This window comes from Streptomyces sp. NPDC091271 (assembly GCF_044757505.1).
GTDB lineage: Bacteria > Actinomycetota > Actinomycetes > Streptomycetales > Streptomycetaceae > Streptomyces.
This window is the reverse complement of the sequence record NZ_JBIVVD010000005.1, coordinates 538,580-560,154: the sequence shown is the minus strand read 5'-3', so window position 1 is coordinate 560,154 and position 21,575 is coordinate 538,580. Positions and strand designations below refer to the sequence as shown.

General features: G+C 70.8%; 23 protein-coding genes. 14 read left to right on the top strand and 9 right to left on the bottom strand.

Translation table 11 applies throughout. The features are described from left to right. Positions 1-231 precede the first annotated feature (231 nt). Complete coding sequence (locus tag ACIQM3_RS23720; RefSeq protein ID WP_401627300.1) at positions 232-1,452, top strand: metallophosphoesterase; 1,221 nt, start codon at positions 232-234, stop codon at positions 1,450-1,452. A gap of 37 nt (positions 1,453-1,489) precedes the next feature. Here the strand turns inward: ACIQM3_RS23720 and ACIQM3_RS23715 are convergent, their stop codons facing one another. Further along, entirely contained in the window at positions 1,490-2,374 is an 885-nt protein-coding gene (locus ACIQM3_RS23715) for an alpha/beta hydrolase fold domain-containing protein (RefSeq protein WP_401627298.1), read from the bottom strand. 474 nt (positions 2,375-2,848) lie between these two features. Next, a complete protein-coding gene (locus tag ACIQM3_RS23710; RefSeq protein WP_401627296.1) occupies positions 2,849-3,676 on the bottom strand; it encodes an enoyl-CoA hydratase/isomerase family protein in 828 nt (275 codons plus the stop codon). Between the two features lie 120 nt (positions 3,677-3,796). Here ACIQM3_RS23710 and ACIQM3_RS23705 point away from each other — a divergent pair, with 120 nt between their 5' ends. After that, complete coding sequence (locus ACIQM3_RS23705) at positions 3,797-4,192, top strand: winged helix-turn-helix transcriptional regulator (protein WP_401627294.1); 396 nt, start codon at positions 3,797-3,799, stop codon at positions 4,190-4,192. A 125-nt stretch (positions 4,193-4,317) separates the two neighbouring features. On the opposite strand, the gene ACIQM3_RS23700 is transcribed toward ACIQM3_RS23705, so the two are convergent. Then, positions 4,318-4,701: a winged helix-turn-helix transcriptional regulator gene (locus ACIQM3_RS23700; protein ID WP_401627292.1), complete on the bottom strand. Its 384-nt coding sequence runs from the start codon at positions 4,699-4,701 to the stop codon at positions 4,318-4,320. A gap of 100 nt (positions 4,702-4,801) precedes the next feature. Between ACIQM3_RS23700 and ACIQM3_RS23695 the strand changes: the two genes are divergently transcribed. Then, positions 4,802-5,203, top strand: a complete 402-nt coding sequence (locus ACIQM3_RS23695; protein ID WP_401627290.1) for a RidA family protein — start codon at positions 4,802-4,804, stop codon at positions 5,201-5,203. A gap of 406 nt (positions 5,204-5,609) precedes the next feature. On the opposite strand, the gene ACIQM3_RS23690 is transcribed toward ACIQM3_RS23695, so the two are convergent. Beyond that, complete coding sequence (locus tag ACIQM3_RS23690; RefSeq protein WP_401627288.1) at positions 5,610-6,698, bottom strand: alcohol dehydrogenase catalytic domain-containing protein; 1,089 nt, start codon at positions 6,696-6,698, stop codon at positions 5,610-5,612. A 101-nt stretch (positions 6,699-6,799) separates the two neighbouring features. Here ACIQM3_RS23690 and ACIQM3_RS23685 point away from each other — a divergent pair, with 101 nt between their 5' ends. Then, on the top strand, positions 6,800-7,693 hold the full coding sequence (locus tag ACIQM3_RS23685; protein WP_401627287.1) for a LysR family transcriptional regulator: 894 nt from the start codon (positions 6,800-6,802) through the stop codon (positions 7,691-7,693). 134 nt (positions 7,694-7,827) lie between these two features. Here the strand turns inward: ACIQM3_RS23685 and asnB are convergent, their stop codons facing one another. Then, positions 7,828-9,372 carry an asparagine synthase (glutamine-hydrolyzing) gene (gene asnB / locus ACIQM3_RS23680; protein ID WP_401627285.1) on the bottom strand — a complete coding sequence of 515 codons (1,545 nt, stop codon included), beginning with the start codon at positions 9,370-9,372 and terminating at the stop codon, positions 7,828-7,830. Positions 9,373-9,452: 80 nt separating this feature from the next. Here asnB and ACIQM3_RS23675 point away from each other — a divergent pair, with 80 nt between their 5' ends. Together ACIQM3_RS23675 and ACIQM3_RS23670 are read left to right on the top strand one after the other, a co-directional pair. After that, on the top strand, positions 9,453-10,223 hold the full coding sequence (locus ACIQM3_RS23675; protein ID WP_401627283.1) for an IclR family transcriptional regulator: 771 nt from the start codon (positions 9,453-9,455) through the stop codon (positions 10,221-10,223). Between the two features lie 117 nt (positions 10,224-10,340). Continuing rightward, positions 10,341-10,997: a YceI family protein gene (locus tag ACIQM3_RS23670; RefSeq protein WP_401627281.1), complete on the top strand. Its 657-nt coding sequence runs from the start codon at positions 10,341-10,343 to the stop codon at positions 10,995-10,997. Between the two features lie 28 nt (positions 10,998-11,025). Here ACIQM3_RS23670 and ACIQM3_RS23665 read toward each other — a convergent pair whose 3' ends face one another. Next, complete coding sequence (locus ACIQM3_RS23665; RefSeq protein ID WP_401627279.1) at positions 11,026-12,024, bottom strand: GlxA family transcriptional regulator; 999 nt, start codon at positions 12,022-12,024, stop codon at positions 11,026-11,028. A 71-nt stretch (positions 12,025-12,095) separates the two neighbouring features. Between ACIQM3_RS23665 and ACIQM3_RS23660 the strand changes: the two genes are divergently transcribed. After that, on the top strand, positions 12,096-13,403 hold the full coding sequence (locus ACIQM3_RS23660; protein ID WP_401627277.1) for an MFS transporter: 1,308 nt from the start codon (positions 12,096-12,098) through the stop codon (positions 13,401-13,403). Here ACIQM3_RS23660 and ACIQM3_RS23655 read toward each other — a convergent pair. Further along, positions 13,380-14,699 carry an aminotransferase class I/II-fold pyridoxal phosphate-dependent enzyme gene (locus ACIQM3_RS23655; RefSeq protein ID WP_401627276.1) on the bottom strand — a complete coding sequence of 440 codons (1,320 nt, stop codon included), beginning with the start codon at positions 14,697-14,699 and terminating at the stop codon, positions 13,380-13,382. The genes ACIQM3_RS23660 and ACIQM3_RS23655 overlap by 24 nt on opposite strands. A 47-nt stretch (positions 14,700-14,746) precedes the next feature. On the opposite strand from ACIQM3_RS23655, the gene ACIQM3_RS23650 reads away from it, so the two are divergent. The 4 genes from ACIQM3_RS23650 to ACIQM3_RS23635 all read left to right on the top strand — a co-directional run bounded on the left by ACIQM3_RS23650 (position 14,747) and on the right by ACIQM3_RS23635 (position 17,953). Next, complete coding sequence (locus ACIQM3_RS23650) at positions 14,747-16,117, top strand: MFS transporter (protein ID WP_401627274.1); 1,371 nt, start codon at positions 14,747-14,749, stop codon at positions 16,115-16,117. 99 nt (positions 16,118-16,216) lie between these two features. Further along, positions 16,217-17,029 carry an SAM-dependent methyltransferase gene (locus ACIQM3_RS23645; RefSeq protein ID WP_401627272.1) on the top strand — a complete coding sequence of 271 codons (813 nt, stop codon included), beginning with the start codon at positions 16,217-16,219 and terminating at the stop codon, positions 17,027-17,029. A 37-nt stretch (positions 17,030-17,066) separates the two neighbouring features. Further along, on the top strand, positions 17,067-17,459 hold the full coding sequence (locus tag ACIQM3_RS23640; protein WP_401627270.1) for a helix-turn-helix domain-containing protein: 393 nt from the start codon (positions 17,067-17,069) through the stop codon (positions 17,457-17,459). Positions 17,460-17,542: 83 nt separating this feature from the next. Further along, positions 17,543-17,953: a VOC family protein gene (locus ACIQM3_RS23635; RefSeq protein WP_401627268.1), complete on the top strand. Its 411-nt coding sequence runs from the start codon at positions 17,543-17,545 to the stop codon at positions 17,951-17,953. 18 nt (positions 17,954-17,971) lie between these two features. Here the strand turns inward: ACIQM3_RS23635 and ACIQM3_RS23630 are convergent, their stop codons facing one another. After that, positions 17,972-18,328, bottom strand: coding sequence for a hypothetical protein (locus tag ACIQM3_RS23630; protein ID WP_401627266.1), 357 nt, complete (start codon positions 18,326-18,328; stop codon positions 17,972-17,974). 189 nt (positions 18,329-18,517) lie between these two features. On the opposite strand from ACIQM3_RS23630, the gene ACIQM3_RS23625 reads away from it, so the two are divergent. The 3 genes from ACIQM3_RS23625 to ACIQM3_RS23615 all read left to right on the top strand — a co-directional run bounded on the left by ACIQM3_RS23625 (position 18,518) and on the right by ACIQM3_RS23615 (position 20,499). Continuing rightward, complete coding sequence (locus ACIQM3_RS23625; RefSeq protein ID WP_401627264.1) at positions 18,518-19,318, top strand: SAM-dependent methyltransferase; 801 nt, start codon at positions 18,518-18,520, stop codon at positions 19,316-19,318. Positions 19,319-19,405: 87 nt separating this feature from the next. Next, the gene (locus tag ACIQM3_RS23620; RefSeq protein WP_401627263.1) at positions 19,406-19,966 is read left to right on the top strand and encodes a YbaK/EbsC family protein; all 561 of its coding nucleotides are present in this window, start codon (positions 19,406-19,408) and stop codon (positions 19,964-19,966) included. A gap of 56 nt (positions 19,967-20,022) precedes the next feature. Then, the gene (locus tag ACIQM3_RS23615) at positions 20,023-20,499 is read left to right on the top strand and encodes a hemerythrin domain-containing protein (protein ID WP_401627261.1); all 477 of its coding nucleotides are present in this window, start codon (positions 20,023-20,025) and stop codon (positions 20,497-20,499) included. A 45-nt stretch (positions 20,500-20,544) separates the two neighbouring features. On the opposite strand, the gene ACIQM3_RS23610 is transcribed toward ACIQM3_RS23615, so the two are convergent. Continuing rightward, entirely contained in the window at positions 20,545-21,510 is a 966-nt protein-coding gene (locus tag ACIQM3_RS23610; protein ID WP_401627259.1) for an aldo/keto reductase, read from the bottom strand. Positions 21,511-21,575 lie beyond the last annotated feature (65 nt).

Genomic DNA, 21,575 nt, shown 5'->3' with positions numbered 1-21,575 from the left:
CGGCCGCCGAACCGGCGGCACGCTGATGAGACCCGTCGACGGCAACGCACCGTGACCAGTTGGAGAGACTCTAGGCGCCCCCAGTGACAATCAGTCCGGGCACCTCCGCCTCTCCTACGGGCCCGCACCACGAGATCATCGCCAGGCTCGCCACCTGGAGCTCCGACTCAGGTCACCGGGACGACCGGGTACAGTGCGCGCCGGCAGCCTGGTTCCTTGAGGAGGGGAAGCGTGACCGAGACCGACGAGGCCCGATCCGCGGACGGTGCGGCTCCTGCGACCCAGCAGGGCCGACTGAGCCGACTGATGCGCTATATCCCTGTGATCGCCCCGATCCTGCTGTGGGCTGTGCCCTGCTGGGTGCTGCTGCACGCCGGCCAGCACTGGCCGCTCCCTGTGGCGCTGGGCGGCACCGCCCTGTTCGTCCTCGGTCTGGTCGCCATGCCGCTCGCGATGGTGCGCGGTCACGGCCGGCGACAGCAGGACCGGGCGGCGATCGTCGGGGACACCCTCCTCGGGGCCGCCTGGGTACTGTTCACCTGGTCCGTCCTGCTCGGCGTCCTGCTGCGCCTCGCCCTGACCGTGACCGGCGTGGGCGACGGTCAGAGCCGGGCCCGGATCGTCACCTGGGCGGTCCTCGGCGTAGCCGCCGTGCTGCTCGCCTGGGGGTACGCCGAGGCCCGCCGGGTGCCACGGGTGCGCCGCCTCGATGTGCAACTCCCCCGCCTGGGGGCGGGCTTGGACGGCACACGCGTCGTCCTCATCACAGACACCCATTACGGTCCGCTCGACCGCGCCCGCTGGTCGGAACGGGTCTGCGCGAAGGTCAACACCCTGGAGGCCGACCTGGTCTGCCACACCGGCGACATCGCGGACGGCACGGCTCGACGCCGCCGCGCCCAGGCCGCTCCGCTCGGCACGGTGCGAGCCACCCGGGCCCGGGTGTACGTCACCGGGAACCACGAGTACTACAGCGAGGCCCAGGGCTGGGTCGACCTGATGGACGAGCTGGGGTGGGAGCCGCTGCGCAACCGTCACCTGCTGCTCGAACGCGGCGGCGACACCCTTGTGGTCGCCGGCGTGGATGACGTCACCGCCGAGTCCTCCGGCCTGGCCGGCCACCGCGCCCACCTCGCCGGAGCCCTGAACGGCGCCGACCCGGACCTGCCCGTCCTGCTCCTGGCCCACCAGCCCAAGTTCGTCGACCGGGCCGCGGCAGGCGGCGTCGACCTCCAACTGTCGGGCCACACCCACGGCGGCCAGATCTGGCCCTTCCACCACCTTGTCCGCCTCGACCAGCCCGCCCTTGCCGGCCTCAGCCGCCACGGCGCCCGCACCCTCCTCTACACCAGCCGCGGCACCGGTTTCTGGGGCCCGCCGTTCCGTGTCTTCGCCCCCAGCGAGATCACCCTGCTCGTGCTCCGCTCCCCGCACCCGCCCACCTCGTCGTAGCACCGGGCGGGCCGACGCATCAGCTGGGAGCCGTTCTTCACTGCCCGGCGTCGGCGACCCACTCCGTGAAGCGGTCCAGCAGGCGCCTTCCTGTCGGGTTCTGCTCGGACAGGATCGTGACCTGGAATACGTGCGGCATCGCCTCGTACACCTCCACGGACACCCGGGTTCCGGCGTCGGAGGCAGCCTGCGCGAAACGCAGGGTGTCATCCAGGAGCGCCTCCGCGGCCCCGACCGTGAACAGCAGCGGCGGAAGGCCGTCGAGGTTGCCGTGGATCGGTGACTGCGGAGCCTGGTCCGGCCTGGCACCGCCCAGGTACTGGCCGATGAGTCGCGTGAGCAGCGCGCGGTCGACCCCTGAGTCGTGCGGGGCGTTGGCGTCGATGGACGGGCCGGCCAGGGTGAGATCGGTGATCGCGGAGTTGGCGATGACGGCTGCCGGGAGGGCCGTGCCGGACTCCTTGAGGGCGAGCAGGGCGGACAAAGCCAGCGTGGCGCCGGAGGACTCGGAGAAGACGACGATCTTCGCGGCGGGCACCCCCTGGTCGAGCAGGCTCCGGTAGACGGCGACGACGTCGTCGAGCGGAGCCGGGTAGGGGTGGGCCGGGGCCAGGCGGTAGTGCACGACGAGCACAGGGCGGGCGGTCGCCCGGGAGATCCGGTGGGCCGTCAGGTTCATCAGCTCCGGCATGCGGTGCTCGAATCCGCCTCCATGGACGTAGAGCACCACGCCCTCCTCGACGGACGCCCCGCCCGCCCTCACCCAGACTGCGGTCACACCTCCGCTCTCGGGCAGCACCGGGTCCAGTTCGGCGTCAGCCGGCAGCGCGAAGGACCGGCTCCCTAGGCCGGCCAGCTCGGCCATGACCGTGGCGGCGGCCGTGGTGGGGTCGGGCTCGGCGGGGATGCGTGTGATGTCCATGATCAGAGAGCTATCAGGCCCGGATCGGCACCGGCAACACATTTGACGGTCGCCTCGATGTCGTGAGTCGCCACTGGCGGATGCGGACCGACGCTTGAGATACGCCGCAACGCCAACGAGCTCTCAAGATCAACAGGTCGCCGATCTGCCCACGGTGACGACTCCCCGGCCATGGAGACCACGCACGGATGACATTCGCTCGCCGGGCAGGGAGAAGGCCGTCCGAGGCAGATCCACCCTCGACCTGAATACGCGCCCTTCGGACCCGGCAGCGGCACAACGTGTTGCACCGGCTCCGCAAAGGTGACCACCAGCCCTACTTCGGCGCCCTCGAGCCACTGCGCGAGGACCACGCCAGGCACCCAGCACCTGCCAAGGCGATGGACAACGGGTATGGCTCCAGTAGCTCGAGGTTGCCCGCCGTCAAGGCGTGAGAGAGACGTGCTGGTCAGGCAGAGGGCCCCGCAGGTTCCGTTACCCGGCGAGATTGCGGAAGAGACCCTCGAGGTCCTGTTCGCCGTCCCGGGTCTGGGCGCCTTTGGCCAGCCCGGCGCCCATGAGCTGTGCTGTGGCGGGGCGGAATACGAGCCCGGCCCAGGCGTCATTCTCCCGCGCCAGGCCATCAGAATGATCGCGGGAGACGATGGCGTGCTTGGCTGCCGCGACGACGCCGTCGGGCAGCGCGGCGATGTTGCCCGCGAGACGGTCGACGAACTCGTCGAGCTGGTCGGCGGGTACGGCTCGGTTGACCCAGCCGTACCGCTCGGCGGTCTCGGCGTCCATCAGGTCGGCGCCCAGCACTATCTCCAAGGCACGGTTACGGCCGACGCGCTCGGTGAGGTACTGCGTGGCGCCGCCGCCGGGAACGATGCCCATGAGCGCTTCGATCTGGCCGAGCCCAGCCTTGCCGATCGCTGCGAACGCCATGTCCGCGGCCACGACGAACTCGGCTCCGCCGCCACGCGCCTTGCCGGCGAGTTTGACGATGGTCACCTGCGGCTGGCGGCGTACCTGCTCCCCGACGGCCTGGAAGACGTTGACGCCGTCCGGCAGGTCGGCCACGAGTCCGGCGAGGGCGTCCGGGGTGGCGGTCATGTCGACGTGGGCGAGGAAGAAGTCCGGGTCCGCGCTGTCGAACACGATCACGCGGACGGTGTCGTCGCCGGCCAGCATGGTGAGCAGGCGCCGCAGGTCGGTCATGACCGCGACACCAAGGACGTTGATCGGCGGGTTGTCGATCGTGACGTGTGCGACTCCGTCCTTCTGGCTGACCCGCAAGGTCTGGTAGGCGTAGTGGCCCATGCCTTTTCTCCTAGGTATCCGGCAGGATTATGGTTCCTGTTGTATACCTACTGTGAAACCGTCTCTGACCTGCGTCAATGACGCACTTCAGGCATCCTAGGGATCGTGGAGGGTACCGCTATGGCCACTTCTGAGCCCGTCTACCGGGCCATCGCCGAGCACGACGTGGTGTTTCGGTCCGACTGTCCGAGCCGGCCGATCCTTGATCAGATCGCCGACAAGTGGTCGATGATGGTGATGGCGGTCTTGGTCGAACCACGCCGGTTCAACGAGATCAAACGCCGCCTCGACGGCGTCACGCAACGTGTCCTCACGCAGACCTTGCGCCGGCTCGAACGCAACGGGATGGTCGAGCGCCGTGTACTGCCGACCTCGCCGGTCGGCGTCGAATACTCGCTGACCCCCCTCGGCGAATCCCTGCGTGAGCCGTTCGGCCGCCTCTACGACTGGACCGTCGCGAACGCCTCCGAGATCCAAGCACGCCGGCGCGACTACGACCAGCGAGCCCCGCGCTGACACCAAAATCATGAGCGGAGCCAATGGCTCGGTATCCCGACCAGGTGAAACGCGGGCCCATCGGTGCCACCAACGGGAGACGATCAAGGAATCGCGCAACGCGCGAGGGTGCCGCTGCGTGCCCGTCAGGCGCCGAAACGGCCGCGTGCACTCTCGATGTGACCGAGGTGCTGGTGGGTCCAGCCGCATATGGCATCGACCGCGGTGCGCAGGGCCCGGCCCGGCTCGGTGAGGGTGTACTCGACCCGCGGCGGCACGGTGGGATACACCTTCCGGTCGACCAGGCCATTGCGTTCCAGCATGCGCAGGTTCTGGGTGAGCATCTTGTGGCTGACGCCCTCGACCTCGTTCCGCAGCTCGCTGAAGCGCAGGGTGCGCTCGCCGAGCGCCTCGATGATCAGGAGCGCCCACTTGTTGGCGACGTCCGAGAAGATCTCCCGCGCGAGGGAGTCTGCGCGTCGCAGGTCAGCGTCTTCGGGCAGGCCCTTGAGTAGCTGCTTGGTCACCATCAGGTTCCTCAGTCACCGAAAAGTGCGTTCTTCCAGGTCAGCCGTCACTCTCCTACAGTTTCCGAGTAACCACAAGAGAGCAAACGAAAGGGCGCGCACCGTGGCCACCATTGATGTCTTCAACTACCACGTCCCGGCCGAGAGCGACTTCGGCTACTCACAGGCCATCAAGTCCGGCGAGCTGATCCACGTCTCTGGACAGCTCTCGTTCGATGAGGCAGGCGAGTTCCTCCACGCGGGCGACTTCGCTGCCCAGCTCAAGCAGACCTACGCCAACATGGACAAGGTCCTGGACCACTACGGCTCCACCCGGAACCAGGTCGTCTCCCAGACCCTGTACGTGGTGAACCTGCGGCAGAATGCCGCGGCGACGGCGGAGGGCAACCTGGGGTACTTCGGCGACCACCGTCCGGCCAGTACGGTCTTGGGCATCACTGAACTGACCCTGCCCGGCCAGGTCATCGAAATCAGCTTCGTCATCGACTCGAAACTGCCCGCTTGAGGTCTCCTCCTCGCTCGCTCTCCCGTCCAGATGCAGGCCACGTCGCCGAGGTCGGCCTCCGCGGAGGGGGACATTCGGGCAAGCGAACTCCTGGCACCCGAAAGCGGCAAACCTGCACGCTCGGCGCCGACCGTCACAACCGGGATCACACCAAGATCCGCAGCCTCGGCGAAACACGCCATGGCCATCCTCAAGTCCTGGCGGTTCCTGCGGAAGTTCCGCTGCAGCACCACTCGGATCACAGCCGTCGTCCGAGTGGTCGTCGCCCTCGAACTCGCCGCCTGATCAAGATGGAACGGGCTCACTGGCCCAGGAAGCAGTGACCGGCCGAGCCCCGATTGGCTTCGTTCACGTCAAACAGCAGCTGTATGGCGGTCGTGCGGGCGGTGGGAATCAGTGGGCCTTGTCAGTCAGCCGATGGGGTGAGGCTGGTGCGGTCGAACGGGCCACCGTGCGTGGCGGCGTACGCGACGGCGTCGTTGACAGCATCGAGGCCGAACGACCGGACTCGTTCGGGGGCGAGATCCACGGCGCCCGAGGCGAGGAGCCGGATGATGCCGACATTGGCTGTGCGCGGGTACATCCACTGCCCGCGCACGGTGATCGAGTTGCGCATGATCCATGGGTAAGGGAGGGCGAGGTCGTCGCCGCCGAGCATGCCGACGCCGCCCATGAGGACGACGCGGCCGTACTCGCGCACGGTCATGGCTGCCGCGCGCGACGCCGAGCTGGGTGCGCCCGGCGGGAGCAAGTCGATCACCATGTCGATCGGACCGTCGGCCCCCGCGGACATCGTCGCGCGGTCTGTGGCCTCGTCCCCGGTCAGCGGGACCGGGCGTAGACGCGGACCGAACCGGTCGGCGAGGAGGTCGAGCGCGGCCTGGTTGCGGCCCGGGGCGACCACGCGGCCCGCTCCCATCCCGAGCGCGACCGCGACCGCGCTGCTGCCGAGGTTGCCGGTGGCCCCGCTGACCAGCAGCGTCTCGCCGGCTGCGAGCCCGCCTGCCAGCAGCCCGCCGTAGGAGATGGCGTGCACGGTGAGTGCGGCCCAGCGGGCCGGATCGTCTGCTGCCTCGGTGGGCAGCGGGAAGACGTTCTCCGTCGGGACCCGCATGAGCTCGGCGAACGAACCGTCGTGCAGGTACCGGGCGAGCCGCGCGCCGCCCTCGCCGCGCGAGCTCCAGCCCTGGAGCGTGATGTCGGGCGTCAGGGCGTCGTCCCGCGAGCGCACCGTCGAGTCGCACCACACCAGGTCGCCGACGCGCAGCCGGGTGGCGTCCGGGCCGACGTGGATGATCCGCCCCACGCCGCCGACACCGGGCACGACAGGAGGGACAAGGGGGTAGTTCCGCTTGCCACCGAAGACCTCAGCCGCGTACGGCGCCACGCCGGCGGCGAGAACCTCGACCACCACCTCACCGCCCCCTGCCTCGGGGTCGGGCACCTCCCGCACCGTGAGCGGGGCGCCGAACTGCGTCAGAACTGCTGCTCGCACGTGATGACCTCCATGTTCGTCCGTGATCGTGGGATCGACACTAGGAGCTGGATGAGCATGCGGGAAGCGATGATCTGGCATCTGTGGTATGCGTATGCCGCATGGACATCTCCAGCGCGGGACTGCGGGTCCTGCGGCAGATCGCTGAGTCCGGCAGCTTCACCGCGGCAGCTGCGCGACTCGGCTACACACAGTCGGCCGTCTCACGCCAGGCCGCAGCCCTCGAACGCAGCGCCGACACCACCCTGTTCGAGCGCCGCCCGGACGGGGTACGGCTCACTCCTTCCGGCTTGATCCTGCTGCGGCACGCCCACACGGTCCTTGCCTCGCTCTCAGCGGCCGAGCGTGAGCTCGCCGGCACCGCCCTGCGGACCGAACTGCTGCGGCTCGGGGTAGTCCCGACCGTGGGCGCGACGATCCTGCCCGCCGCACTCGCACACCTCACGGCGGCCGACCCGCAGATCACGGTCACCACCCGCGAGGGCACCACGCCCACCCTGATCCGGGCGCTGCGCGCGGGCTCGCTCGACCTCGCCGTACTGACGTCCCGGCCACCCCACCGGCCCTTCGACGGCGACTCGCCGCGCCTGCACGTCGAGACCGTCGCGGACACCGAACTGGTCGTGGCGGCGCCCTCGGCCGGAGAGTTCGCCGGACGCGTCACGGTGCACGTCGACGAGCTGGTCGACGCCGCGTGGATCGCCACCCCATCATCGAGCTCCGAGCCGCTGCTCGGCGTCTGGCCCGGCCTGCCCGGACGGCCTCGTGTCTTCCACTCCACGCGCGACTGGCTGACGAAGCTCCAACTGGTCGCCGGCGGCTACGGCGTGACGACAGTTCCGTCGCGGCTCTCACCGGTGCTGCCGCCCGGAGTGAGCCTGCTGCGGGTCGACGGCGCACCCCCCGAGATCCGCAGGGTGCTCGTGGCACGCCTCCCCGGCCACCCCGCCCCGGCGATCACGACCGTCACCCGAGCAATCACTTCGACCGCCTGAACCGCCGCCGACGCCGCGCACCATCGCCGTATCCGGCCCCGGCGGCGATCGTCAATGACCTTCTGTGTCAGGGGCGGAGGGATGAGTCTGCTCGCGCGATGCCCGACCGGGTGCCCACGTACCCCGGCCGCCCCTCAACCCGTGGCGAACCGCGTGAGCACGGCCTCCGGGCGCACGCCCGGCAGAGCCTTGCGGAACGTGCGGTAGTAGCCGAGCTCCTCCTTGCTGCGCAGTTCCGGCACGTCTTCCCGAGCCGCTGCCGCGGTGAACTCCTCGTCCGTGATGCGCGTGTCCCAGAGCGGGCTGAGCAGGCCCTCCGCGCCGCTGCCCGTGCCGAACTGCTCCTTGCGGCGCCACAGCAGGTGGTGGGGCAGCCGGCCGGTGAAGGCGCGGCGCAGATGCCCCTTCTCCATGCCGTCCTCCTCGAGCAGCTTCATGTGCGCGGGCAGGGACATGGCGTGGGCCACGACGTCGTGGTCGAGGAAGGGTACGCGGGCCTCCAGACCATGGGCCATGGTGACGCGGTCGCACCGCTGGAGATTGAGGCCGTGCAGCGCGCCCACCGTACGCCGGAGCTCCGCGTCCAGGGCATCCGGAGCGACATGCCGCTCGTGGTAGTAGCCGTAGCCGGCGAACAGCTCGTCCGCGCCCTCACCGGTCAGCACCACCTTGACGTGCTGCGAGGCCAGTTCGGACAGGAACCAGTTGGGGACCGCGCTGCGGATGAGGCTGGCGTCGAATGACTCCACGCACGCCACCACGTCGTCGAGGACCTTCCCCGCCGCCCCGGCGTCCAGCAGCGCTTCGTGGTGCTCGGTGCCCAGGTACGCGGCGGTCTCCCGTGCGGCGAGCAGGTCCGGGGAGCCCTCGGTTCCGACGGCGAACGTCTTGAGCCTGCACCCCTGCCGGGCGTACGTCTCGGCGGCGACTGCGGCGACGACACCGGAGTCGAGGCCCCCGGACAGGAAGACACCGACCTCCACGTCCGCCATCAGGTGCCGGCGCACGGAATCGGCGACGGCCTCGAAGGTGGCCTTCTCGGCGACCTCCTGCGGTATGCCGCTCCAGTCCACCGCCCTGCCGTGCGCGGGGACCGGCTCCGCGAAACGCCGCAGGCCCTCGTCAGGTGACCACCGGTGACCCGGCGGGAAGATCTCGGCACCGGGCCGCACCTCGGGGGTGAATGCGCGCAGTTCGGAGGCGAAGTGCACCGCCGTGCCCGTACGCGCCCAGTAGAGGGGCTTGATGCCTATCGCGTCGCGAGCGGCGACGAAGCGGCCGCCCGGCGTGGCCGCGCACAGGGCCCACATACCCCGGAGCCGGTGCAGGCCCTCGGGACCCTCGGTGCGCAGGACGGCCAGGGCCGCCGCCGAGTCGGAGGAGGAGCCGAAGGCGGTTGCGGGCAGCTCGTCCCGGAGCGCCTGGTGGTTGTAGATCTCGCCGTTGCACACGAGCGACCAGTCGTCGTCGCTCGTGCCGCCGAGGGGCTGGTGCCCGCCGTCGAGGTCGACTATCGACAGCCGGCGGTGTCCGAGCCAGGTGTGGCCGCCGACCGTCCGCGTCCCACGGTCGTCCGGACCACGGTGGGCCAGCCGGTCGAGCATCTCCTCCGCGGCCGAGCAGGCGCACTCGGTGTGGATGTCTTCCTGGGGGCTGTATACCGCTGCGATTCCGCACATGCCGCCGACCATAGGGCGGGTTGGTGCGAAGAGAACAACGCCAGTTGCTGCATACGCACGGCTGCGTCAGAGTGGGGGTCATGGCGAGCGAGAACCTGAGCAGCGTGCGCAGAGCACTGGATGTCCTGCGTGTCCTCGGCCAGGGGCCCCTGGGCGTCCAGGAGGTGGCCGAGGCGGTGGGCAGGGAGAAGACCCAGGTGTCCCGGACCCTCAAAGTCCTGGCGGAGGAGGGGTTCCTCGAACGGGATCCGCGCAGTCTGCGCTACAGCGTCGGCCGGCAGCTGCTGGCGCTGGCAGCGTCGGCCGGCGAGGACCGGATGCACCGCGAGGCCCCGGCCGTGCTGCGTGGACTGGTGCACCAGGCCGGCGAGCCCGCGTACCTCACGGTGCGGTCCGGGCACGGTGTGGTGACGGTGCTGACCGAGCGCACCTCGCGCGGGCTCCAGGCGCATGAGTGGATCGGCCGCACCACCCCGCTGAACTGCACCGCGAGCGGCCGCGCCCTGCTGTTCGGGCTGCCCGACGAGCAGGTCGAGGCACTGCTGGCCACCCCGGACGGCGCGCGGCTTCCGGGGACGGACGCCGCGCCCCGTGACGTACCGGCCGTGCTGGAACGCCTGCGCACGGAGCGGGCGCGTGGTCATGCGGTGGCTGTCGAGGAGATGGAACCGGGGCTGATCGCGATCGCCGCTCCCGTGCGCGACCACCGAGGCGATGTCATCGGCGCGCTCAACGTCTCCGCACCCGTGTTCCGGTTGCCGCCGGACGCGGTGCCGCAGGTGGTGGACGCGGTGGTCACCGCCGCCCACCGGTTGTCGGCCCGCCTCGACGGAACCGAGCTCGCGACCTGACGCCCCGCAGTCGCCACTGCTTCGCCGACACGTCACGCTGTGAAGGTCTGACCACGAATGTTCGGGTTCCTTGATCATCTCTTGCGGGCGTCACTTACCTCAGAGTAACTAACGTTCATGAACCTCTTCAGCCGCAGCTCCCTGCTCCGCCGTCCGGAGCCCCGCACAGAGGAGCCCTCCCCCGCCCCGGCGGCCGCGGGTACTTCGGTTCAGACCGACCCCCGGCTGGCGGCTCTCTCCGGAGAGTGGATGATCGATCCCGCGCACAGCAGGATCGGCTTCTCCGTGCGGCACGCCATGGTGACCACGGTGCGTGGCGCGTTCCTGGAGTACGAGAGCCGCCTCTACTTCGACGGGCGCGACCCGGCACGCTCCCGGGCCGAGATCTCACTGGCCACCGCGAGTGTCGACACCGGTGTCGAGCAGCGCGACGCGCACCTCGTCGGCCGCGACTTCCTGAACGCGGCGAAGTACCCGCGCATAGGCTTCGTGAGCACCGCCGTGCAGCTCATCGGCAAGGACGTCTACCGCATGACCGGCGACCTCACCATCCGGGGCGTCACCAACCCCGTGGTCCTGGACCTCACGTACATCGGTTACGTCACCGACCCGTTCGGTTACGAGCGCGTCGGGTTCGACGGCACCACCACCATCAACCGTTCCGACTGGGGTCTGACCTACAACGCCCGCCTGGCCGAGGGCGGCGCCATGGTCAGCGAGCGGCTCCGCCTGCAGTTCGACATAGCCGCCATCCGCACCCCCTCCGCCGGCTGACCCCCCTTCGGGCCGCCGGCCGGCTGCCTCAGGTGACCGGGCCGCCGGCCGCACCCCTGAACGTGCGGCGGTAGGCGCGCGGCGACACCCCCAGCGCCGCGTGGAAGTGCTGCCGGAGGGCGGTACCGGTCCCGAAGCCGGCGTCGGCTGCGATCCGGTCCACCGGCAGGTCGGTCCGCTCCAGCAACTGCCTTGCTCTGTCGACGCGTTGCTGGGTGAGCCACTGCATGGGCGTGAGCCCGGCCTCCTGCCGGAAGCGCCGGTTGAACGTACGCACACTCATCGACGCCCGCCCGGCCAACTCGTCCAGCTTCAGCGGCTGTTCCAGGTTGCGCAGCGCGTACTCCCGGGCCGGGCCCGTCGAGCACTGCTCGGGCGGGGTGACCGGGCGGTCGATGTACTGCGCCTGGCCGCCCTCCCGGTGCGGTGGTACGACGGTCCCCCGGGCGACCCGGTTGGCGACCTCCGCACCGTGGTCGGTACGGATCATGTGGAGACAGAGGTCGATGCCCGAGGCCACACCGGCCGAGGTCAGGACCCCGCGGTCGTCGGTGTACAGCACGTCGGCGTCCACCTCGATCTCCGGGTAGAGCGTCCGGAACTCCTCGCACGACTTCCAGTGCGTCGTGGCCCGTCGCCCTGCCAGCAGGCCCGCCGCCGCCAGGACGAACGAGCCGGTGCAGATCGACGCCACCCGCGCTCCTCGCGGGACACGGGCCAGCGCCCGCTCCACATCGGCGCCGATCCGGCCGCGTTCCTGCGGCTCGTAGTCCTCCTCGGCGGCCGGTACGACGACGGTGTCCGCGTTCTCCAGCGCCTCGGGGCCGATGTCCACGTTGAGGGTGAAGTCGGTGTCCGTCGGGACGACGCCCGGTCTCGGTGTGCACGTGACGACCTCGTACAGGGGTTCGCCGGAGGCCGAGACCGCCTGCCCGAACAGCCGGTGCACGATCCCGAGCTCCATCGGGAGCAGCCCGGGCCGCACGAGCACGACCACCCGACGCTTCTGCTGGATCAAGACCGTCATGGCCAGATTCTTGCAGAAGTCGTCCATCTCGCCAGTGGTCGGTCCTCCTGGACACGTCGACGATCGAACGCATGGATGCAGTCAAGGGCCTCTCGCACCGCAGCCGCCTCGGGCACCGCGCCTGGTGGGTGGCGGCCGCCACGCTGCTCGCCATCGTCGTGGCCGGCGCCTTCTCGACCCTGCCCGGCCTGCTCACCGGGCCCCTGCACCGGGAGTTCGGCTGGCCCCGGAGCTCGATCGGCCTGGCGGCCTCGGTGAACATGGTGCTCTACGGCCTCACCGCCCCGTTCGCAGCCGCGCTCATGGACCGCTTCGGCATCCGCCGCGTCGTGGTCGTCGCCCTTCTGGTCATCGCGTCGGGAGCCGGGCTCACCACCGTCATGACCACGGCCTGGCAGTTCACCCTGTTCTGGGGCATGCTCGTCGGCCTGGGCACCGGCTCCATGGCCACGGCCTTCGGCGCCACCGTCACCCAGCGCTGGTTCGTCACGAGGCGCGGGCTGGTCACCGGTGTGCTCGCCTCCGGCAGCGTCTTCGGGCAGATGGTCTTCCTTCCCGCCCTGTCCTGGACCGTGGACCACCACGGCTGGCGTCCGTCCCTCGTCACCCTCGTGCTCGCGGCGTGCGCCACGGCGCCGCTGATGTGGCTCGTGCTGCGGGACCACCCCGCCGACGTCGACCGCGAACCCTACGGCGCCGAACGTCATGTGCCGAAGCCCCTGCCCGCCGCCGGTGCCGGCCGCAGGGCGGTCGCCGTGCTCCGCGACGCGGCGCGCACCGCCCCGTTCTGGCTGATGGCCGGCGCGTACGCGATCTGCGGGGCCTCCACCAACGGCATCATGTGGACGCATTTCACGCCGGCCGCCCACGACCACGGCATGCCCGCCACCACCGCGTCCTCCCTGCTCGCGGCGATCGGGGTCTTCAACGTGATCGGTACCGTCGCGTCCGGCTGGGCCACGGACCGGCGCGACCCGCGACGGCTGCTCGCGGTCTTCTTCGCCCTGCGGGGTCTCCTCCTGATGTGCCTGCCCTTGCTGATGAGCGCCACGGTGCAGCCGTCGATGATGGTCTTCGTCGTCGCCTTCGGCCTGCTCGACCTCGCGACCGTCCCGCCGGTCATCGCGCTGTGCCGTGAGTTCTACGGTGACGCGGGCGCCGTGGTCTTCGGGTGGGTCGGCGCGGCGCACCAGGCGGGCGCCGCCGTGGCCGCGTATGGAGGCGGGGCCGCCCGCGACGCCTTCGGTTCGTACGCTCCCGTCTGGGTGACGCTCGGCGCGCTGTGCGCCGGAGCGGCGCTGCTGTCGCTGCTCGTCCGGCGCGTCGTCCCTGCCGGTCGGGCTGCCGGGCCGTGCCTATCCGCCGTAGACCACCTGTGACTCACCGAGCGCGTCCGCGAAGTCGCCCGCGAGGCGCGCGGCTTCGGCCGGTGTGAGGGTGGCGGTGGTGACGCGCACACCGGGCGGGGACGCGATGCGGAACCGGGTGCCCGCCGCGGTCCACCAGCCGCGGGTGCGCAGGGCGTTGACGACGGCGGACTCGTCCCGGACGGGCACCCAGACGTTGAGTCCGCTGACCCCGTGGGAGGCGATGCCGCGCTCCGCCAGCGCCGCACCGAGAGCGTCGCGGCGGGTGGTGTAGGTCCGGGCCGCTTCCGCCACGAGCCGGGTCACCGCCGGGTCGGCCAGCAGGCCCGCGACGGTCACCTGGAGGATGTGGCTCACCCATCCCGAGGTCAGCAGCATCCGTCCGTCGTGACGCGCGAGGGTGGCCGGGTCGCAGGCGAGTGCGGCCCAGCGCAGGTCGATCCCGAGGTGTTTGGACACCGTACGCACATGGGCCCAGCGGGACAGCCCCCCGGAGGCGAGTGTCACCGCGTCGGCGCCGGCGATGTCCGCGTTGTGGTCGTCCTCCACCACCAGTACGTCGGGGAAGTCGCCCAGAACGGCCAGGAGTGCGTCCCGGCGGCCGGGCGTGAAGCGCGCGCCGAGCGGGCTCTGCCCGCGAGGGCTGCACACCAGGGCACGGGCTCCCGCACGCAGGGCGGTACGGAGCGCCTCAGGGCGGATCCCCTCGTCGTCGACGGACACCGGAAGCATGCGAAGGCCCAAGGCCGGTACCAGGTCGAGGAGATGGTGGAAGCCGGGGTCCTCCACGGCCACGGCGTCACCGGGCTTGAGCTCGGTGGACAGCAGCCTGGCGATGCAGTCCAGAGCACCGTGGGCGAACGTCACCGAACCGGTGGGCACGTCGTCCCGGGAGAACCAGGCGCGGACGGCGTCCTCGAGCACGGCGAAGCGCGGCGAGGCACGGTGCGATCCGGGCACGGGCCCCACGCGCGCGGGCGGGGTCAGCACCGGGAGGCAGGCGGGATCGGGGTGCCCGCCGGCCAGGTCACGCAGCCCCCCGGGCACCTTGGGAGGCCGCCGTGAGGTGACGACGGGGGCGGACGCCACCACTGTGCCGCCACGCCCGAGGGTCACCACCACCCCGCGGCCGCGCAGCTCCTTGTAGGCCGCCGCGACCGTCCCCGCACTCACGCCCAGCTCCTCGGCGAGCCGTCGCACGGGAGGCAGCGAGGCGCCGGGCCGCAGCGTGCCGTCCGACACGCGGCTTTCGACGGACGCCGAAATCTCTCTGGCCGTTCCGCCCACGATCCCATATTGTTCTGCCACAGAGCAGAGTTTGTACCGATACAAAAGTTGTGTCAAGGGGGGATCCGATGGAACCGACGGCGAACCGCAGGCCGTTCACCGGGCGCCTGGCCGTCCCGGGCGGCCGGGACGGACGGCGCATGCTGGTGGTCGCCGTCATCGACAAGGTGGGCACCGGCCTGTGGACCGGAGCGGCGACGCTCTACTTCATCTATGTCGCGCATCTGTCGGTGGCTCAGATCGGCGCGCTGATGGGACTGTCCGGCATTCTCGGCATAGCCGGGCCGCCGCTCGCGGGCCGGCTCGCCGACCGCTTCCCGGTGACCCGCGTCCTGGTCGTCGCCCAACTGGCGCGGGGGGCCGCGCTGCTGGCCTTGCTGACGACCGACGACTATGCACTGCTGGTGCTGTTCTCGGCGCTGGGTTCCCTGCCGGACCGCGCGTCGAGCGTCCTCACCAAGCTGTTCGCCGCACGAGTCGCCGGTCCCCACCGCATCCGCTACCAGGCGATCCAGCGCACCGCCGTGAACATCGGCTGGGCCGTCGGCGCGGCGGGGGCCGCCGCCGCACTCACCGTGGGCACGACCGCCTCCTACCAGGCGCTACTGCTCGCCAACGTCGCCTCGTACCTGGTCATCGGGGTCCTGACCCTGCGGTGCGCGGAACCGCCGGCCCCCGCCCGTGTCGTCGCCGGGCCGAACACTCCAGCAGGCGGGGGTGGCTCCGCGGACGTCCGGCCCGGCCTTCCCGCTTCCCGGTCCAGGGCGGCGACGCCCTGGCGGGACCGCCGCTACCTCGCGTTCACCGGATCGGAGATCTGGCTGTTCCTTGACGACAGCATCCTCCAGGTCGGATTCCCTCTGTGGATCGTCCACGCCACCGACGCGCCGGTCGGGCTGGCACCGCTGGTCCTCGTCCTCAACAGCGTGCTGGTGATCGCACTTCAGGTCCCCCTGTCCCGCTTCGGCGAGACCAGGGCGGCGGCCCGCCGTCTGCTCGTCCCGCTCGGCGCCGCCTTCCTCACGGGAGGAGTGGCCCTCGCCGCCTCGGCGGGCGGCGGCCCCTGGTTCGCCACCGCCGCCGTCCTCCTCGCGGCCACCGCCTTCACTCTCGCCGAGATCCTGCACTCGCTCTCGTCCTGGGAACTCTCCGTCGCCCTCGCCCCAGGCGAGGCGCAAGGCGCCTACCTCGGCGTCCACGGCCTGGCCCAGTCCGCGCAGCGCAGCCTCGGTCCCGTCGTCGTCGGGGCCGCAGTGAGCGCGGGCCCGCTGGCCTGGCCGGTGCTCGGCGCCACGCTCGTGGTGGCCTGCCTCGCACAGCACCGGCTGGTCAGGCCGCCCTCCGCCCCACCGGCGGCGGCGGCTGCCGAGAGCGTGGACGCCGCGATGGCCCACCCTGCCGGGGCCCCGGGCCGGTCTCCTGCCGTACCGCCGCCCTGACCCGCCGGCCAGGTGAACTTGCCTGCCCGCCAAAGCCCTTGAAGGCGTAGGTTGTGCGATGAACGGTTCACGCCTCGGTTGAAAGACGGAACGGTACTCATGACCGACCACGCGACAGTGCCCGGCTCCGCGCAGCAGGAGATCGACACCTCGGTGCCGCACTCGGCCCGGATCTGGAACTACTGGCTGGGCGGGAAGGACAACTACCCCGTCGACGAGCAGGCCGGTGACGCGTACAGCGCCGTCTTCCCCGGCATCGTCACCGTGGCCCGCGGCAGCCGCGCCTTCCTGGGCCGTAACATCGCCCACCTGGTCACCGAGGCCGGCATCCGTCAGTTCCTGGACGTCGGGACGGGGCTGCCGACCGAGGACAACACCCACGAGGTCGCCCAGCGCCTCGCCCCGGAAGCGAGGATCGTCTACGTCGACCACGATCCCCTGGTCCTCGCGCACGCCCGTGCCCTGCTCACCTCGACCCCCGAGGGCGCGACCGCCTACATCGACGCAGACCTGGCCGACCCCGACCGCATCCTGTCGGCCGCCGCCGAAACACTGGACCTGAGCCGTCCCACCGCCCTGATCCTCAGCAACATCCTGGGCCACATCGCCGACTACGGACAGGCGCGCACGATCGTCACCCGTCTGATGGACGGGCTGCCGTCCGGCAGTTACCTCTCCGTCAACGACGGTTCACGGGGTGTCGACGCCGACTACGAGCAGGCCCAGGACGCCTACAACGACACCGGGGCCATCCCGTACTTCCTGCGCCCCGTCGACAGGATCACGGCGTTCTTCGACGGCCTCGAACTCCTGGACCCGGGAGTCGTGTCGGTACCCTTCTGGCGCCCGGACCCCTCCGCACCCACGCCCCGGCCGATCGGTGAGCACGGAGGTCTCGCCCGCAAGCCGTGACGCGCCCCCTGCCCGGCCTCGGTGGCACGATGGTGCCGTGAGCCGCGCCGTGGAGGACACCAACCGCCGTATGCTCCGGGCCCGGGACACGATGGACCGCGCGTACGCGCAGCCGCTGGACGTCCCCGCGCTCGCCCGGATCGCCCATGTGTCCCCGGCCCACTTCGCACGTACCTTCCGGACCACCTTCGGCGAGACACCGCACCGCTACCTCCAGCGCCGCCGCGTCGAGCGCGCGATGTTCCTGCTGCGGGAGACCGGCCGCAGCGTCACGGACATCGGTTACGAGGTCGGGTTCGGCAGCCCGGGCACCTTCAGCCGCACGTTCAGCGGCATCGTCGGCCGGTCGCCGAAGGTCTACCGCAGGGAGACGGCGGCGGTGCACGTCCCCACCTGCTTCACGAAGGCATGGACCCGGCCACGCGCCTGACCGTCGGCGGGCGATCCGCACGACCCGCCGGCCGAGCAGTTCCGGATAAGTTTTCACCGGGCGGGCCGACTAGCGTGATGTCCATGTTCAACGCCATCACACACTCACAGATCTACGTCCTCGACCAGGACCAGGCTCTCGACTTCTACGTCGGCAAACTCGGCCTCGAGGTGAACGCCGACGTCGACATGGGCTTCATGCGCTGGCTCACGGTCAGCGTCCCCGGCCACCCGGACCGTGAGATCCTGCTGGAGAGGCCGGGGCCTCCGGCGATGTCCGACGAGACGGCCGAGCAGGTCCGCGAACTGGTGACGAAGGGAGCACTGGGCCTCGCGCTGATCCTCACCACCGACGACTGCCGCAAGACCTACGAGACATTGCGGAGCCGAGGCGTGGAGTTCACCGACGAGCCCACCGACCGCCCGTACGGGATCGACTGCGGCCTCCGGGACCCCTTCGGCAACAACATCCGCTTCACCCAGCCGAAGGGCTGACGAAGGAACCGCACCGGCTCAGTCGGCCGTCGGCACCAGCGGGTCCGGCCGGGACAGGGCCTCGGCCGGCGGCAGCGCGTCCCGGGCGGCGACGGCCCGTCGCGCGCGCAGTTCGGCGCGCGTCCGCGGTCGGTAACGGGGCTCCTTGTCGCACCCGCAGGCCGACCGCCCTTCGTAGCGCAGGCCCTCCCCGAGGACGGCGGCCACCACGGGCCAGCCGCGGACATCGCGCCTGGGCGGCGGGGCGAAGTCGTGGCCGGCGCAGGTGAGAGGCCCGGCACAGTTCGGGCATCGGTGCTCCCGCCCCTGGTACGCGTGCTGCTTGAAGCTGACGCGGCACGGGACACAGGCGTAGTGCACCTTGTAGTAGGTCACGCCGTAGAAGCACATCCGGCCACCGCATCGCGCGTGCGCCGGATCTGGCCGGCGGTCAGTGCGCGTACACGTCACCGGACTTGACGGCGCGGTCCGACGGTTCTCGGTCTCCGTCGGAGGGCGGATCAAGGAGTACCGTGATCGCACACGAGTCCGACCTGGCCTCCTGGCCGCACGAGGTGACGCACGATGAACGAGTACCCGCTGCCCACGCCCCATCCGACGGACGCGCATCCCGCCCGCGTCTACAACGCCTGGCTGGGCGGCAAGGACCACTACCCGGTGGACCAGGAGGCGGCCGAACTCGCCGCGGCGGCGAACCCCACCATCGTGCCGTCGGTCCGGGCCAACCGGGCCTTCCTCGGCCGCGCCGTTCACCACCTGTCGGCGGCCGGGGTCCGCCAGTTCCTCGACATCGGTACGGGTATCCCCGCCGCGGCGAACACGCACGAGGTGGCCCAGCAGGCCGCTCCGGAATCGCGTGTCGTGTACGTCGACAACGACCCGATCGTCCTCACCCACGCCCGGGCGCTGCTGGTCAGCGGTGCCGACGGGCAGACGGACTACGTGCAGGCCGACGCGCGGGACGTCGACACGATTCTCGACGCGGCCTCACGCACCCTGGACCTGGACCGCCCGGTCGGCCTGATGCTCGTGGCGATCCTGCAGTACATCAAGGACGCCGAGGACCCGTGGGACATCACCCGGCGGCTGCTGGACCACCTCGTCCCCGGCAGCCACCTCGTCCTGTCACACCCGGCCGCCGACGTCACCGCCCCCGAGGTCGCCGAATCCATGCGGATCTACAACGAGCGCGCCGCCAGCCACGCCTCCGCGACCCCGCGCACGCAGAAGGAAGTGGAACGCTTCTTCGACGGCCTGGAGATCCTGGAACCGGGGGTGGTCACCCTGACGCGCTGGCGTCCCGGGCCGACCGACACTCCGGACGACACCCTGCCCATGTGGTGCGGGGTCGCCCGCAAGGCGTGACGCCCCCTCCGCGGCCCCGCTCTTCGCGGGGGACGGCCTGGTGTAGGGGCTCATAGCAAGCGCATTTTCGACGAAGGATTGGTGCACGTGCCCGAACAGTTCGCGTCCGTCTCCCAGGAGCCGGCGGAGGACCCGAGCGGCGACGCCGCGTACCTGCGGCTCATCGCGCTGCTCGACGAGAACGGTGCGCGGTACCGCGTCATCGACCACGCCCCGGAAGGGCGCACCGAGGAGGTCAGCCTGTACCGCGGACATCCGGTGGCGCAGGGGGCCAAGTGCCTGGTCGTCATGGTCAAGACGGGCAAGCGCACCAAGCGGTACTTCCTCGCGGTCGTCCCCGGTGACGCACGGGTCGACCTGCCGGGCCTGAAGGCCCTGGCGGAGGGCAGTTACGTGTCGTTCGCCTCGCCGGACAGGGCCGAGGCACTGTCCGGGAGCGTCAGCGGCACCATTCTGCCGTTCAGCTTCCACCCGGATCTCGAACTCGTCGTGGACCCGGGGGTCCTGGAGCATGAGGAGATCTTCTTCAACGCCGCACGGCTCGACCGTTCCCTGGCTCTGGACACGCGGGACTACCGGGACCATCTCCGTCGCGTGGAGGCGCGGATCCACCCGATTGTCGCGAAGCAGCCGGAGGCGACCGCCTGATAGGGGCATGTCCCCACTTGCCGCCCACGAGGCGCGTGCCCGGTTACGGTGACCGAGTGTGCCACTACTGCGGCTGCCGTGAGATTCCGCTGATCAAGGAGTTCATCGCGGAGCACGAGTCCGTCACCGACACCGCTGGGGACGCCGTGCGCGCCCTCGACCACGGCGAACCGGCACTCGCCGGGCAGCTGGTCGCCCGGATGGGGCAGGAGCTCCTCGCCCACTGGCAGGGCGAGGAGGACGGGCTCTTCGCGGTGATGGGCGGCGACCCCGAGTACGCCGGATACATCGACGCCCTGGTTCGGGAGCACCGCGAACTCGCCGCGTTCCTCGACCGGGTCGATCTGGGCCGCGCCGAGGACGTCGTACAGCTGCGGGAGGCCGTCGACGAGCTGCACCGCCACATCACCAAGGAGGAGGACGGCCTCTTTCCGGCCTCCCTCACCGCGCTCTCCGGGGACGAGTGGGACCGCTCGATGGCTGCGTGGCGGGCAGCGCATCCGGACGCCCCCGGAGACCTGGGCCGCGCATGACCGGGGCCGGCCGGTTGCGGAGGCGACGGCCCCCGCCCGGTCACGTCAGGCGTAGAAGTCTCGCTGCCACCGGTGCTTCGCGAGGATCGCGAGCTGGTCCTCCGTGAGGGTGCGGCCGTCGCTCAGCGCGGTGTTCCGCTCGACGTTGCGTACGGAGCGCATGCCCGGGATCACGGTGGAGACCGCCGGTGAACTCAGCACGAACCGCAGCGCGTTCTCGGCGATCTCGTCGGGCGCGATGGAGAGGTCGCTGACGATCGCGGCCACTCGCCGCTCCACCTGCGCGGGGCGGTCGCCCCGGAAGTAGCGGTTGCGCCAGTCGCCCTCGGGGAAGGTCGTGCCGGCGGTGATCCGCCCGGTGAGTCCGCCTTCGTCCAGCGCCACCCGCACGATGACACCGACGCCGTGCTCCTCGCAGGCCGGCAGGAGCGCGTCGGCGGGCGCCTGGTCGAACACGTTGTAGATGACCTGGACGCTGTCGACGGCCCCGCTGCGGACGAGCGCGAGGGCGGTGTCGGGCTGATGGTCGTTGACGGAGACACCGAAGAGGCGGATCTTGCCCTCCCGCTTCAGGTCGGCGACGGTCTCCAGCCAGTCCCCGCGGCCCATCCACTCGTCGTTCCAGACGTGGAACTGCAGGACGTCGAAGTGGTCCAGGCCGGAGGCGCGGAGGCTGGTCTCCAGGCTCGTACGGATGTGCTCGCCGGGGAAAGCCTCGTCAGGGTCCACACCGTCGGGCGCCGGCCACACCCTGTTCTTCGGCGGCACCTTGGTCGCGACCAGCACGTCGTCGCCGGTGCGTTCGCGGACGACCCGGCCGACGATGCGCTCGCTCTCGCCGTAGCCTCGCGCCGTGTCGATGAAGTTCACCCCGAGATCCACGGCCCGGTTCAGGGCGCGTACGGACTCGTCCTCGGTGGCTCCGACCCAGCTGGACTCGCCGATGCCCCAGGCGCCGTATCCGATCTCCGACACCCGCGGTCCGCTACGCCCCAGCTTGCGATAACGCACAGTCGTCCTCCACGTCGTGACATGGCTTCCCGGTGGGAAACACGTCGACAATAGGCGAGTCGGAC

Excerpts from the sequence above, each read along its gene's own strand:
- ACIQM3_RS23715 (WP_401627298.1), bottom strand. The coding sequence starts at position 2,374 with ATGGACATCACACGCATCCCCGCCGAGCCCGACCCCACCACGGCCGCC.
- ACIQM3_RS23710 (WP_401627296.1), bottom strand. The coding sequence starts at position 3,676 with ATGGGCCACTACGCCTACCAGACCTTGCGGGTCAGCCAGAAGGACGGA.
- ACIQM3_RS23705 (WP_401627294.1), top strand. The coding sequence starts at position 3,797 with ATGGCCACTTCTGAGCCCGTCTACCGGGCCATCGCCGAGCACGACGTG.
- ACIQM3_RS23700 (WP_401627292.1), bottom strand. The coding sequence starts at position 4,701 with ATGGTGACCAAGCAGCTACTCAAGGGCCTGCCCGAAGACGCTGACCTG.
- ACIQM3_RS23685 (WP_401627287.1), top strand. The coding sequence starts at position 6,800 with ATGGACATCTCCAGCGCGGGACTGCGGGTCCTGCGGCAGATCGCTGAG.
- asnB (WP_401627285.1), bottom strand. The coding sequence starts at position 9,372 with ATGTGCGGAATCGCAGCGGTATACAGCCCCCAGGAAGACATCCACACC.
- ACIQM3_RS23675 (WP_401627283.1), top strand. The coding sequence starts at position 9,453 with ATGGCGAGCGAGAACCTGAGCAGCGTGCGCAGAGCACTGGATGTCCTG.
- ACIQM3_RS23670 (WP_401627281.1), top strand. The coding sequence starts at position 10,341 with ATGAACCTCTTCAGCCGCAGCTCCCTGCTCCGCCGTCCGGAGCCCCGC.
- ACIQM3_RS23665 (WP_401627279.1), bottom strand. The coding sequence starts at position 12,024 with ATGACGGTCTTGATCCAGCAGAAGCGTCGGGTGGTCGTGCTCGTGCGG.
- ACIQM3_RS23660 (WP_401627277.1), top strand. The coding sequence starts at position 12,096 with ATGGATGCAGTCAAGGGCCTCTCGCACCGCAGCCGCCTCGGGCACCGC.
- ACIQM3_RS23650 (WP_401627274.1), top strand. The coding sequence starts at position 14,747 with ATGGAACCGACGGCGAACCGCAGGCCGTTCACCGGGCGCCTGGCCGTC.
- ACIQM3_RS23645 (WP_401627272.1), top strand. The coding sequence starts at position 16,217 with ATGACCGACCACGCGACAGTGCCCGGCTCCGCGCAGCAGGAGATCGAC.
- ACIQM3_RS23635 (WP_401627268.1), top strand. The coding sequence starts at position 17,543 with ATGTTCAACGCCATCACACACTCACAGATCTACGTCCTCGACCAGGAC.
- ACIQM3_RS23625 (WP_401627264.1), top strand. The coding sequence starts at position 18,518 with ATGAACGAGTACCCGCTGCCCACGCCCCATCCGACGGACGCGCATCCC.